The 12,168-nt window shown below is 75.5% G+C and carries 10 protein-coding genes; 6 read left to right on the top strand and 4 right to left on the bottom strand.

All coding sequences use genetic code 11. The annotated features are described in order from the left end of the window. The first annotated feature begins 65 nt into the window (after positions 1-65). The gene (locus K7G60_RS16675) at positions 66-833 is read left to right on the top strand and encodes a GntR family transcriptional regulator (RefSeq protein WP_225801698.1); all 768 of its coding nucleotides are present in this window, start codon (positions 66-68) and stop codon (positions 831-833) included. 82 nt (positions 834-915) lie between these two features. Here K7G60_RS16675 and K7G60_RS16670 read toward each other — a convergent pair whose 3' ends face one another. Both K7G60_RS16670 and K7G60_RS16665 read right to left on the bottom strand, forming a co-directional pair. Next, positions 916-2,448, bottom strand: a complete 1,533-nt coding sequence (locus K7G60_RS16670) for an amino acid permease (RefSeq protein WP_225801697.1) — start codon at positions 2,446-2,448, stop codon at positions 916-918. Between the two features lie 61 nt (positions 2,449-2,509). Beyond that, the gene (locus K7G60_RS16665) at positions 2,510-3,484 is read right to left on the bottom strand and encodes a hypothetical protein (protein ID WP_225801696.1); all 975 of its coding nucleotides are present in this window, start codon (positions 3,482-3,484) and stop codon (positions 2,510-2,512) included. A 303-nt stretch (positions 3,485-3,787) separates the two neighbouring features. Between K7G60_RS16665 and K7G60_RS16660 the strand changes: the two genes are divergently transcribed. The 5 genes from K7G60_RS16660 (at position 3,788) to K7G60_RS16640 (ending at position 8,922) form a co-directional block, all read left to right on the top strand. Beyond that, the gene (locus K7G60_RS16660; RefSeq protein WP_225801695.1) at positions 3,788-5,263 is read left to right on the top strand and encodes an FGGY family carbohydrate kinase; all 1,476 of its coding nucleotides are present in this window, start codon (positions 3,788-3,790) and stop codon (positions 5,261-5,263) included. Continuing rightward, complete coding sequence (locus tag K7G60_RS16655) at positions 5,260-6,708, top strand: FAD-dependent oxidoreductase (RefSeq protein ID WP_225801694.1); 1,449 nt, start codon at positions 5,260-5,262, stop codon at positions 6,706-6,708. Before K7G60_RS16660 ends, K7G60_RS16655 begins: the two co-directional genes overlap by 4 nt. A 166-nt stretch (positions 6,709-6,874) precedes the next feature. Continuing rightward, on the top strand, positions 6,875-8,080 hold the full coding sequence (locus K7G60_RS16650; RefSeq protein WP_225801693.1) for an FAD-dependent oxidoreductase: 1,206 nt from the start codon (positions 6,875-6,877) through the stop codon (positions 8,078-8,080). 57 nt (positions 8,081-8,137) lie between these two features. Beyond that, positions 8,138-8,614 carry an NUDIX domain-containing protein gene (locus K7G60_RS16645; protein WP_225801692.1) on the top strand — a complete coding sequence of 159 codons (477 nt, stop codon included), beginning with the start codon at positions 8,138-8,140 and terminating at the stop codon, positions 8,612-8,614. A gap of 62 nt (positions 8,615-8,676) precedes the next feature. Beyond that, a complete protein-coding gene (locus K7G60_RS16640) occupies positions 8,677-8,922 on the top strand; it encodes a hypothetical protein (protein WP_225801691.1) in 246 nt (81 codons plus the stop codon). A gap of 13 nt (positions 8,923-8,935) precedes the next feature. Here the strand turns inward: K7G60_RS16640 and K7G60_RS16635 are convergent, their stop codons facing one another. Both K7G60_RS16635 and K7G60_RS16630 read right to left on the bottom strand, forming a co-directional pair. Next, entirely contained in the window at positions 8,936-10,141 is a 1,206-nt protein-coding gene (locus K7G60_RS16635; protein WP_225801760.1) for a cytochrome P450, read from the bottom strand. Between the two features lie 211 nt (positions 10,142-10,352). Further along, a partial coding sequence (locus K7G60_RS16630) for a TrkA family potassium uptake protein (RefSeq protein WP_225801690.1) occupies positions 10,353-12,168 on the bottom strand: 1,816 nt, incomplete at its 5' end.

The following is a 12,168-nucleotide window of genomic DNA, read 5'->3' as shown; positions in this document are numbered from 1 at the left end:
CCAATGATAGGAATTGATCACCCACGCGATCCATGCTGTCACGCTGAGCAAAGAGAGGGTTGATCATGGCCGAGCCCGAAACCGAGGCGGTCGCGGACGTTCCGCTCTATCTCCGGGTCGCCGCCGCCCTGCGCGAGGACCTCACCCGACGGCACATCCCCCCCGGCAGCCGGCTCCCGTCGGAACGGACGCTTTCCCAGCGCTACCACGTCAACCGGCAGACCGTCCGCAGCGCGCTCCGGCTCCTCAGGGACGAAGGGCTCGTGGTCACCGACCGACGCGGCACCTTCGCCTTCGCGGCCGCCGACGACGGGGCCGGACCCGAACCGGCCGCCCCCGCCCTCCCGATCCGCCGGCCGACGTTCCCCGGCGGGCCACAGGCGGCCGAGGCGCTCGTCCGGGCCTCGCTCGCCTGGGAACCGCCGCCCGCCCCCCTGGCGTCACGGCTCCTGCTCGCCCCCGGAGAACCGACCCTCGTCCACCGGCACACGGTCCGCGGACCCCACGGGGCGGTGCTCCAGCGGGCGGTGTCGTGGTTCTCCCGGCCGGCCCTCGCCGAGATCCCCCAGCTCTCCCGGTACCGCCGGGGCGGGGACTGCCGTCGACAGCCCGACCTGCGGCTCCTCTACCACTGGATGCACCAGGCCGGCCTGCGGATCACCCACCGCGAATCGGTCGGCGTCCCGCCCGGCCCGGCCACGACGACGGCCGGCGGTGCGGCCCGGCTGGTCGTCCACCGGGTCGTCAGCGACCAGCACGGGCACGCCCTGGAGATCACGGACATCGATTTCTCGGCCGAGTCGGCCGCCTGGACCTACGAGTTCAGCGCCTGACCGCGCCCTGTCCGCTCTGCGGTACGCGGACGGGGGCGTGTCCGACCGGATCGGACACGCCACCCGGGGCCGGGATCCGGCGTCAGACGATCCCCTCGGCGATCTCGGCTTCCTCGCGGGCGGTGCCGTACGCGGTCGGCGTGCCGTACGAGCGGCGGGCGACGTACCACCAGACGCTGGCGAGGAGGAGGACGACGACGAGCGCGATCGCGGCGTAGTTCATGGTGTCGACGTTCACCGGGGACTTCTGCGGCAGGCAGAAGAGGACGGTCACGAAGGCCACCCAGACGACGGCGATCCAGCCGATCGGCCTGCTCCAGCGGCCGAGGCTCCACGGGCCGGGAACGAAGCGGTTTCCGGCGCGCAGCCGCAGATAGACGGGGATGGCGTACGCGGGGGTGATGCCGATGACGTTGATCGCGGTGACGGCGCCGTAGGCCGTGGCCGAGTAGAGCGAGGGGACGGCGAGCAGTGCGGCCACGGCGACCGCGAGCCAGACTGCGGGGACGGGGGTCTGGGTGCTGCCGCTGACCTTGCGCCAGAGGGCGGAGCCGGGAAGGGCGTTGTCGCGGCTGAAGGCGAAGACCATGCGGCTGGCGGCGGCCACCTCGGCGTTGCCGCAGAAGAGCTGGGCGACGATCACGACGAGCAGCAGGACGGCGGCGCCGCGGGAGCCGAGCGCGTCGAGGAAGATCTGGGCGGGCGGGACGCCGGTGGCGCTGTTCTGCGTGGCCGCGTAGTCCTGGATCGCGAAGGTGAGTCCGGCGAGGAGCGCGAAACCGGCGAGCCAGGAGACCCAGATGGACCGGACGATGCCCTTGGCGGCGCTGACCGAGGCGTTGGAGGTCTCCTCGGACAGGTGGGCCGAGGCGTCGTAGCCGGAGAAGGTGTACTGGGCGAGGAGCAGGCCGATCGCGGCGACGTAGAACGGGTTGGCCCAGCCGGTGTCGTTGACGAACTCGGTCAGGACGAAGTCGACGGACTGGTGCCGGTCGGGGACGAACGCGAGCGCGCCGACGATGACGGCGACGCCGACCAGGTGCCACCAGACGCTGACCGAGTTGAGGACGCTGACGAGGCGGACGCCGAAGAGGTTGAGTCCGGCGTGGAGCAGGAGGATCGCGAGGAAGATGAGGAAGGTGGAGCCCGGGGTCGGCACGAAGCCCCACTGGAGGTTGAGGAAGGCTCCGGTGAAGAGGGCGGCGCCGTAGTCGATGCCGGCGATGGCGCCGAGCAGGCCGAGCAGGTTCAGCCAGCCGGTGTACCAGCCCCAGCGGCGGCCGCCGAGCCGGTCGGCCATGTAGTAGAGGGCGCCGGAGGTCGGGTAGGCGCTGGTGACCTCGGCGAGGGCGAGGCCGACGCACAGGACGAAGAGGCCGACGCCGGCCCAGCCCCACAGCATGACGGAGGGGCCGCCGGTGCCCAGGCCGAAGCCGTAGAGGGTCATGCAGCCGGAGAGGACGGAGATGACGGAGAAGCTGATGGCGAAGTTGCCGAAGCCGTCCATGCGGCGGGCGAGGACGGGCTGGTAGCCGAGCTCTCTGAGTCTCGCCTCCTCGTCCTGGGCCGGCGGTGGCTTGCGTATCGCGTCGAAGGGGGCGTCGGTGCGGGCCATGGGGACCTCCGGGGGACGGGGAGAGCGGGGGTGGGGGTGGAAGCGGTGGCGCGGTGGCGCGTCAGCCGCCGAGACAGCGGGCGCGGGCGCGCAGGAAGACCTCCTCGGCGAGGGCGCGGTCGTCCTGGCGAGCGGTGCGGTAGGCCCACGGGAGGGTCGTGTAGTACGGGCCGAGGGCCTGGAAGACCCGGGCCGCGTCGGCGAAGCGGAGGGCGCCGGAGAGGGCGTGCGCCAGGTGGTTGAGGTCGAGCAGCGAGGCCTCGTCGGTGGCGCAGAAGAGGAACCAGGTGTCGAGGGCGCGCTGGGCGTCGCGGACGGCGTCCTCGGCGACCCAGTGGAGGTCGAGGGCGCGTTCGTGGCCGCGTTCGCGCCGGTAGCGTTCGACGCGGACGTAGAGCGGGAGGGCGTGCAGGGCGGAGCCGACGGGTGCCGAACCGGCAGCCCAGTAGCAGTAGTTGACGGCCTCGGAGAGGGGTCCGGACCGCCGGGCATAGACGAACTGCAGCATGCGGTGGTGGGCCTCGCGGTTGTGCGGGTCCCGCTTCTCCACCTCGGCGAGCAGGCCCCAGGGTCCGGGCGGCAGCATGGGTGCCGGTGGGGTGAGCCGGTGCTCGGGCATGCGCTGGCGGCCGTCGAGGACGGCGAGGGCGATCAGGCCGATCCAGGGCACGGGGTCGGCGGGCGACCGGTCGGAGGCCTCGCGGCAGGCGGTCAGGGCCTCCTGCCAGAGTTCCCGGGTCCGGGCGTGGCCGGCCCGGTGGGCGCGGACGGCGCGTTCGACGGCGACCCGGCTGTGCATCACGGCGGCGGCGGGACTGTCGGGCTGTTCCGCGCGCCAGATGGGGACGACGTCGCTGCCCGCGGCGACGGCGGCGAGGACCTGGGTGCGCCGGGTCCAGGTCTCCCAGTCGGAGGTCTCGTCGAGGAGACGGGCCATGGACACCCAGCGGCCGGTGCGTAAGTCCTGGACGGCGTTGCGCAGGGCGTGGTCATGGCCGGCGGGGTGGTAGACGGGCCGGAATCCGTGTCCGGCCATCAGGGGGTGGGGCGTGGTGTGGATGACATGGGTCCTCGGTGGATGGAGGGGGTGGTCAGTCCCTCGGCGGGCGTCCCGGCCGTTGATCGGCGATCACTATAGAGGGCTCTGGACGCGACCGGTCCACTTTCTTTCTTGACGGTAACTATTAAGACAACGACTGAATTTGACTTACTGTCAGGTATGCCCGGCGACCTGACGTGCTCCGCCGCCGAGCCTTGACGAAGCCCCCCGGCGGCGGCACCCTGACCCTTTTCGGTGACCGCTTGATCACCGAGCGGGTTCGAGCGAGGGAGCAGCGGGATGACGGTCGGAGCGGTACTCGCCGTCGACCAGGGCACGTCGGGCACGAAGGCCCTCGTCCTCTGCCCCGAGCGGGGTGTCGTCGGCACCGGGACGGCACCCGTCCGGCCCCGCCACCTCCCCGGCGGCCTGGTCGAGGTCGACCCGCGTGAGCTGTACGACTCCGTGGTCGCCGCCGGACGGACGGCGCTCGCCGAGGCGGACGTGCCGGTCGTCGCCGTGGGTCTCGCCAACCAGGGCGAGACCGTGCTCGCCTGGGACCCCGCCACCGGGGAACCGCTCACCGACGCCCTCGTCTGGCAGGACCGCAGGGCCGCCTCGGTCTGTGCCGGTCTCGGCGACCGTGCCGAGGAGCTGCGCCGTCTCACCGGCCTTCCGGTCGACCCCTACTTCGCCGCGCCCAAGATGGCCTGGATCCGCCGCCACGCCACCGGCGCCGGAGTGGTCACCACCAGCGACGCCTGGCTCGTCCACCGCCTCACGGGCGCGTTCGTCACGGACGCGGCGACCGCCGGACGGACCGGTCTCCTCGACCTCGACACGGTCGCCTGGTCGGAGACCGCCCTCGACCTGTACGGACTCGGCGGCGAGGCGCTCCCCCGGGTCGTGGACTGCGACGCCCCGGTCGGCACCACGACCGCTTTCGGCCCCGCGCTGCCGCTCACCGGCCTCCTGGTGGACCAGCAGGCGGCGCTGCTCACGCAGAGCGCGGACGACCCCGCCGCCGCCAAGTGCACCTACGGCACCGGCGCCTTCCTCCTCGCGCAGACCGGTTCCGAACCGCGGCGCACCGCCTCCGGGCTCGTGAGCTGCGTGGCCTGGCGGCTCGGCGGGCGCGTCACCCACTGCCTCGACGGCCAGGTGTACACGGTCGCCTCGGCCGTGCGCTGGCTCACCGACCTGGGCGTGATCTCCGGTGCCGGGGAGCTCGACGCGGTCGGCGCCGGCGTCCCGGACGCCGGCGGCGTCACCTTCGTCCCCGCCTTCGCGGGGCTCGCCGCGCCCTGGTGGCGGGGGGACGTGCGCGGCTCGCTCACCGGCCTCGGCCTGGACACCGGGCCGGGCCATCTGGTGCGCGCCCTGTGCGAGGGCATCGCCGCCCAGGTGGTGGAGCTCGCCGCGGCCGCCGCCTCGGGCCGGGGCGCGCCGCTGACCTCGCTGCGCGCCGACGGCGGTCTGACCCGGTCGGCGCTGCTCATGCAGACCCAGGCCGATCTGCTGCAGCTCCCCGTCGAGGTCTCCTCGCTGCCCGACGCCACGGCGCTCGGGGTCGGCGCGGTCGCCCGGCTCGGACACCGGCCGGGGCTCACGCTCCGCGAGGCCGTGCCGGAGTGGAAGCCCTCGGCCGTGTACGAGCCCCGGATCCCGGGCGACGAGGCGGCGGCGCGCCTGGCGCGCTTCCGGGCGGAGGTGTCGGCGCTTGTGGAGCGGTCGGCGGGCGCGGCCGGTGCGGGTGCCGGCGGCGGGGCCGCATGAGCGTGACGCGGACCGGGCCGCTGCCCGCCGGCGGGGCCGCGGAGTACGACGTCGTGGTCGTCGGCGCGGGGGTCGTCGGTTCCGCGATCGCCCGGGCCCTGGGCCGCCACCCGCTGCGGACCGCGCTCGTGGACGCCGCGAACGACGTCGGCGACGGCACCTCGAAGGCCAACACGGCCATCCTGCACACCGGTTTCGACGCGGTGCCCGGCACCCTGGAAGCCCGGCTGGTGCGCGAGGGACACCGCCTGCTCGGCGCGTACGCGCGGGAGGCGGGCATCCCGGTGGAGCCGCTCGGGGCGCTGCTCGTCGCCTGGGACGAGCAGCAGCGGGCGGCGCTCCCCCGGCTCGCCGAGAAGGCGGAGCGCAACGGCCACCGCACCACACGGCTGCTCACCGCCGAGGAACTCGCCTTGCGCGAACCGCACTTGGGCCCCGGCGCCCTGGGAGCCCTCGAGGTGCCGGGCGAGTCCGTGATCTGCCCGTGGACGACCACCCTCGCGTACGCCACGCAGGCCGTCCGCTCCGGCGTCGACCTGCATCTGAACTGCCGGGTGGAGAAGGTGCGACCGGGCGATCCGTACCACCGGCTCGTCACCCGGCGCGGGGTGCTGCGGACCCGTCTCCTCGTGAACGCCTGCGGTCTCCACGCCGACGCCTTCGACGCGCTGGTCGGCCGGGAGGACTTCACCGTCACCCCGCGCCGGGGCCAGCTGCTCGTCTTCGACAAGTTCGCCCGCGACCTGGTCCGGCACATCCTGCTGCCGGTACCCGGCCCGCTCGGCAAGGGCGTGCTCGTCTCGCCCACGGTGTACGGGAACGTCATGCTCGGGCCCACCGCCGAGGACCTGGCCGACAAGACCGCCACGGGCACGACGGCGGAGGGCCTCGCCGGCCTGCGGGAGCAGGGCGGCCGGATCCTCCCCGCCCTCCTCGACGAGGAGGTCACCGCCGTCTACGCGGGACTGCGGGCCGCCACCGGACAGGAGGACTACCGGATCGCCGCCCACCCCGGGCTGCGGTACGTGACGGTGGGCGGGATCCGGTCCACCGGGCTCACCGCCTCCCTGGCCATCGCCGAGCACGTGCTCGGCCTCCTCGCGGACTGCGGCCTCGACCCGGGGCCGGCCCGCCCGCTCGCCCCGGTCCGTATGCCGAACCTCGGCGAGGCCTTCCCCCGCCCGTACCGGGACGCCGGACTCATCGCCCGCGAACCGGAGTTCGGGACGATCGTCTGCCACTGCGAGCGGGTCACCCGGGGCGAGATCCGGGCCGCGCTCGCCTCGACGATCCCGCCCGGCGGCCTCGACGGGCTGCGGCGCAGGACGCGCGCCCGCGGCGGCCGCTGCCAGGGCCACCACTGCGGCGCGGAGGTGCGGGCGCTGTTCGAGGAACGGGCGCGGGAAGGGGACGGCGCGGTGCGGCACGGGGAGGGGGCGCGGTGAGCCGGGCGGTGTCGTACGGGACGGGCACGGTGAGCTGGGCGGCGGGCACGGGGACGGGGCTCGGTGAGCCGGGCGGTGTCGTACGGGGTGGAAGCACGGTGAGCCGGGCGGCGGGTACGGGGACGGGCGCGGTGGGCCGGATGCCGTCGTACGGGGAGGGGACGTCGTGACCCGTACGGTCGACGTCCTCGTCGTGGGCGCGGGCCCCGCCGGGCTCGCCGCGGCGGCACGGCTCGCGGCGGCGGGCACGGGCCGCGTCGAGGTCCTGGAGCGGGAGGCCACGGCCGGCGGGGTGCCGCGCCACTGCTCCCGGCCGGGATTCGGCGCGGACGCCCGGGGGCGCGCCCTGGACGGACCGGCGTACGCGCGGCGCGCGGTGCGGGAGGCGCTGCGGGCGGGGGCGACGGTCCGCACCGGCGTCTCGGCCACCGGCTGGGCCGGCCCCCTGACCCTGGACGTCACCGCCCCGACCGGCCTCGAACGCATCCGGGCGGGCGCGGTGGTCCTCGCCACCGGAGCCCGCGAACGGCCCCGCAGCGCCCGGCTCGTGCCGGGCACGCGGCCCGCGGGGGTGCTGACCACGGGTGAGCTCCAGCGGACCGTCCGGCGGTTCGGGCCGCGGCCGGAGCACGTGGGACGCCGGGCGGTGGTCGTCGGCGGCGATCCGGTGGCACGGGGCGCGGTGCGGACGCTGCGCGCGGCCGGGGTGGAGGTGGCGGCCGTCGTCGCCGAACGTCCCTGCCCCGCCGTCACGTCCGCCGGAGCACCCGTCCTCGCCGGCGCGGTCGTGACGGAACTCCTCGGACGCGGCCGACTGACGGGGGTCGCGGTGCGGGGCGGGGACGGGCGGACGGGCGTGCTGCGGTGCGACACGGTGGTCTTCACCGGCGACTGGATCCCGGACCACGAACTCGTCCGCGCCCGCGGACTGCCGCTCGCGCCCGGCGCCCGGGGCCCCCTGACGGACCGGGGCTTCCGCACCGCCGAGCCCGGGGTCTTCGCCGTCGGCAACCTCCTGCGCGGGGTGGAGCCGGCGCTCGTGGCCGCCGCCGAGGGGCGCGCGGTGGCCGGGCCGGTGCTCGAACGGCTCGCCGGCCGCCCCTGGCCGGCCACCGGGGTGCCCGTGACGGCGGTGGGCCCGCTGCGGTGGGTGACGCCCGGTCTGCTGGGCCCGGAGGCCGCCTCCCTCCTCGTGCGGCCGGACCGGCGGCTCGCGCGCCCGGTCCTGACCGTCGCCCAGGACGGTGTCCCGCTGCGGCGGGAGCGGCTGAGCGGGACGCTCGTCCCCTGGCGTTCGGTGCGGCTCGGGGCCCGGTGGACGAGCGGCGTGGACCTCGCGGGCGGTCCGGTGACGGTCGAAGCGGAGGAATAGGGACGGAAACCGCGAAGGGTGCTGCGGCGGCCGGATCCTTCGGCCAGACTGGGGCGCATGCCGGACAAGCGCAGCGCGGGTCTTCTGGTCTTCCGCCGTACGGCGGGAGGGGGCGTCGAGGTCCTCATCGGTCACATGGGCGGGCCCTTCTGGTCGTCCCGCGAGGAGTCCGCCTGGTCGATCCCCAAGGGGGAGTACGAGCCCGACGAGGCTCCCGAGGCCGCGGCACGGCGTGAGTTCCTGGAGGAGCTGGGCCTCCCCGCCCCCGACGGCGAGTGGTTCCCCCTCGGCGAGGCCCGCCAGCGGAACGGGAAGCTCGTCACCGTGTGGGCCGTCGAGGGCGACCTCGACCCGGCCGACGTGGTGCCGGGGACCTTCGTCATGGAGTGGCCGCCCCGGTCGGGCGTCCGGGAGGCGTTCCCGGAGATCGACCGGGTGGGCTGGTTCGCGCCGGAGGCCGCCGTCCCGCTGCTCGTCTCCGGACAGCGGGTGTTCCTGGAACGGCTGTCGGCCCACCTCGACGGACGGGCCTGAGCCCGATTGTCAGACCCGTACGAGAAGGTGGTGAGCGCCGAACTGTCGAGAGGGAGCCCGACATGACCACGATCACCGCCAGCGAGCGCGCGGCCGCCCAGGCGTACCTGCGACTGCTGGAGTCCACGCAGGCCGTGCTGACCGACCCGCAGCTCGCCCCGTACGCGGGAGTGATGCTCACCCACCCCATGGCGGAGGCGGACGAGGCGCTCCGCGCAGCGGGCCTCGCCGGGAACGAGGACCGGCTGCTGCGCCTCGTCTCCTCCCTGCGGGCCTCCCCCGCGAGCGCCTGGGGACGGACCGGCTGAGGGCGGCGCGCGGTCAGGCGCCCAAGCGGACGGGGAGGGCCCGGACGCTGTTGCCGACGAAGCCGGAGTGACGGGTCAGCCCGGCCTCGGGGACCGCGAGGTCCAGGCCGGGGAAGCGGGTGAAGAGCGCCTCCAGGGCGATCGCGGCCTCCAGCCGGGCGAGCGGGGCGCCCAGGCAGTAGTGGGGGCCGTGGCCGAGCGAGAGGTGCTTGACCGTCGCGGCGCGGGTGATGTCGAAGCGGTCGGCGTCCGGGCCGTGCGCCTTCGTGTCGCGGCCCGCCGCCGAGTATCCGGCGAGGACGGGGGTGCCCCGGGGGATGAGGGTGCCGTCCACGGTGAGGTCGCGGGTGGGGTAGCGGAACGGGAAGTAGCTGACCGGGCTGTCCCAGCGGAGGGTCTCCTCCACCACGTCGGCCCAGTCGGCGCGGCCGTCGAGGACGAGGGCGAGCTGGTCGCGGTGGGTGCAGAGCGCGCGGACCGCGTTGGTGACGAGGTTCAGGGTGGTCTCGTGGCCCGCGATGATCATCAGGAGCAGCGTGCCGATGAGCTCGGGCTGGCTGAGCCGGTCGCCGCCCTCGTCCCGGGCGGCGATGAGGGCGCTGGTGAGGTCGTCGCCGGGCGCGGCGGCCTTGTCGGCGGCGATGGAGCCCAGGAGCTCGACGAGTTCGCGGTTGGCGGCGACGGCGCGGGCGGGCTCGGTGTCGGTGGCGACGACCAGGCTGGAGAGGTGGTGCAGTCGGTCCTGGTGGGCCGGGTCGACGCCGAGGAGTTCGCAGATGACGCCGAGCGGCAGGGGCAGCGCGTAGTGGCGGCGCAGATCGGCGACGCCGTCGCCGGCGGAGGCGGCTTCCGCGAGTCCGTCGAGGAGTCCCGCCGTGACGGCCTCGACGCGGGGTCGGAGCTCCTCGACCCGGCGGGCGGTGAAGGCGCTGCTGACGAGGGTGCGCAGCCGGCGGTGGTCGGCGCCGTCGGCGGTGGTCATCCCGGGCACGGTGGCGAAGGTCCGCAGCGGCCAGCCGTCGGGTATGCGGCCCTCGGTGAGGGCGGTGAAGTGCTGGGGGCCCTTGGCGACGTCGGGGTGGGAGAGGAAGTCGCGCAGCGCGTCGTGGCCGAGCACCGCCATGCCATCGATCTCGCCGGGCAGCACCACGGGGGCCACGGCGCCCTCGGCGAGCAGCCGGGCGTTCGCCGCGTGGGGGCAGCCGCCCGCCGGGTCCATGCGGTACGGCGGACGGCCGGCGGCCGGGGTGGTGTGCGGTGTGTTCAAGGAAGGGACTCCTGACTGCGGACGCGGGTCGTCTCGGCACGTGAGCGGTCAGATCCTACGGTCAACCCCGCTCTGTTCGTACGGACTTGTCCGGCGCGCTCTCCCCGCCGCACGCCGCCCGCGGCACCGGGCCGGCCCCGGCCGCGCCGCTCGCTCCCGTCGGTCAGTCCGCCGCGCTCGTATCGGCCGACCCTCTGGCGCCTCGGTCGCCCCGAGCGAACGGATCGCCCTGAGCTCCTCGGTCGCCCCGGCCGAGGAGTTCGGCCAGGCCCCGGCGGGTGGCGGCCACGACGACCCGGTCCCCGGGGCCGAGGATCCGCTCGGGCGCGAGGCGCCAGCCCTGGCCGGAGGGGCCGTGGCCGCCGCCGTCGAGCGCGATGACCCGCCAGGCGCCGGGGCGGAAGGCCTCGGCGACCGTCCGGCCGTCCAGGAGCGGGTGGTCGGCGACGTCCACGGCGGCGAAGAGGAGGACCCGGCGCTCGACGGGCACGGCTCCGAGGATCCGGCGGCCCATCATGGCGCCCGCGAAGGCGGGCGCGGCGAGGTGGGAGACGCTGCGGCTGCGGGTGAGGGCCCCGGGGTGGGCGGTGCGCAGGGTGCGGAAGACGGCGGTGGCGAAGTCGTCGTCGTAGAGCCGCAGCACGACCCGCAGGTCGGGGGTGACGGCGCGGGCCGACAGCGCGGCCTCCAGATTGGTGATGTCGACGCTGGTCAGGGCCAGGAGGGCGTGCGCGCGGTGGATGCGGGCCGCCTCCAGGACGCCTTCCTCGGTGACGTCGCCGATGACGGTGGGGACGCGCAGCCTGCGGGCGACGGCGATGCCCCGGGCCTCGGGGTCGGATTCGACGCACACCACCGGGATGTTCAGTCTCCGGAGCCGGGCGAGGACACGGGTGCCGACCTTGCCGAGCCCGAGGAGGACGACGTGGCCGGAGAGGCCGCGCGGCGGGCGGCGCAGGGTGGTCGCGGTGCGGAAGGTGCCGAGGCCTTCGAGGAGGGCCGCGACGATCACCGGGAGCAGGAGGAGGCCGACGAACCCGGCGAGGATCTGCAGGACCTGACGGCCGGTCGGTTCTCCGACCGCCGGGTCGCCGATGGCGAAGATGTCGAGCAGCGTCAGATAGGCGGCGTGCAGGGGGTGGTCGCCGGTGGTGAAGGTGGAGGCGAGGGCGAGCGCGAGGACGGCGGCGACGGCGCCGGCGAGGGACCAGCGCAGGCGGCGGGAGAAGAGCGAGGCGACGGGCAGCGCGGAGGCGGCGAGGCGGGCCGCCGGGAGGGCCGGGTCCGCCGGGGTGACCGCTTCGAGGGTAACGGCGGCCCGTCCGGTGGCGGCGGCGACCGTCCGGTCGTCGGGCAGGAGCCGGGGGCCCGCGTCGCCGCTGTGCTCGGAGCCCTCGCAGCCGGCCGGGTCGCCGGCGGTGGCCGAGAGCAGGGCGAGCGTGCAGAGCCCGGGGTCGGGCGCCTGGCCGGCGACGGGCGGCCGGTCGACGGCGTGCAGCAGCAGTCCCCCGGCCTGGACCACCTTGCTGGTGCCCGCGACGGCGGCCGCGGCGAGGGCGGGAGCGGCGGTGTCGACGTCGGAGAGGACGGTGGTGGCGGCGTCGAGCTTCTCGGGGTCGAGCCCCGGTTCGGCGACGGCGGCGGCCTGGTCGAGGAGGGTTTCCAGGTGCTGGCCCAGCTTGCGGTTGTAGAGCCGGATCACCAGGCGCAGCCGGGGGTTGAGGCGGCGGGCGGTGAGCGCGGCCCGGATGTTGGTCTCGTCGTCCTCGTGGACGAGGGCGAGGGCGGCGGCGCGCTCCGCCCCGACGTCCGTCAGCGCCCGGTCGTCCGCTTCCGGCGCCTCGACGACCCGCAGGGCTCCGGCGGGGTCGGTGCCTCCGGCGGGGGCCGCGGCCGTCGCTCCGGCCGCGGTGGTGCGGGTGACGGCTGCGGTCACCCGCCCGAAGAGGGCGAGCGCCCGGCCGGTGCGGCCGGCGGGT

The sequence above is a fragment of the Streptomyces sp. NK15101 genome (assembly GCF_020400725.1).
GTDB lineage: Bacteria > Actinomycetota > Actinomycetes > Streptomycetales > Streptomycetaceae > Streptomyces.
The sequence above is the reverse complement of the archived record's forward strand: the minus strand, read 5'-3'. Positions and strand labels throughout refer to the sequence as shown.

Coding starts and splice junctions, on each gene's coding strand:
- K7G60_RS16675 (WP_225801698.1), top strand. CDS start 66: ATGGCCGAGCCCGAAACCGAGGCGGTCGCGGACGTTCCGCTCTATCTC.
- K7G60_RS16670 (WP_225801697.1), bottom strand. CDS start 2,448: ATGGCCCGCACCGACGCCCCCTTCGACGCGATACGCAAGCCACCGCCG.
- K7G60_RS16665 (WP_225801696.1), bottom strand. CDS start 3,484: ATGGCCGGACACGGATTCCGGCCCGTCTACCACCCCGCCGGCCATGAC.
- K7G60_RS16660 (WP_225801695.1), top strand. CDS start 3,788: ATGACGGTCGGAGCGGTACTCGCCGTCGACCAGGGCACGTCGGGCACG.
- K7G60_RS16655 (WP_225801694.1), top strand. CDS start 5,260: ATGAGCGTGACGCGGACCGGGCCGCTGCCCGCCGGCGGGGCCGCGGAG.
- K7G60_RS16645 (WP_225801692.1), top strand. CDS start 8,138: ATGCCGGACAAGCGCAGCGCGGGTCTTCTGGTCTTCCGCCGTACGGCG.
- K7G60_RS16640 (WP_225801691.1), top strand. CDS start 8,677: ATGACCACGATCACCGCCAGCGAGCGCGCGGCCGCCCAGGCGTACCTG.
- K7G60_RS16635 (WP_225801760.1), bottom strand. CDS start 10,141: ATGGACCCGGCGGGCGGCTGCCCCCACGCGGCGAACGCCCGGCTGCTC.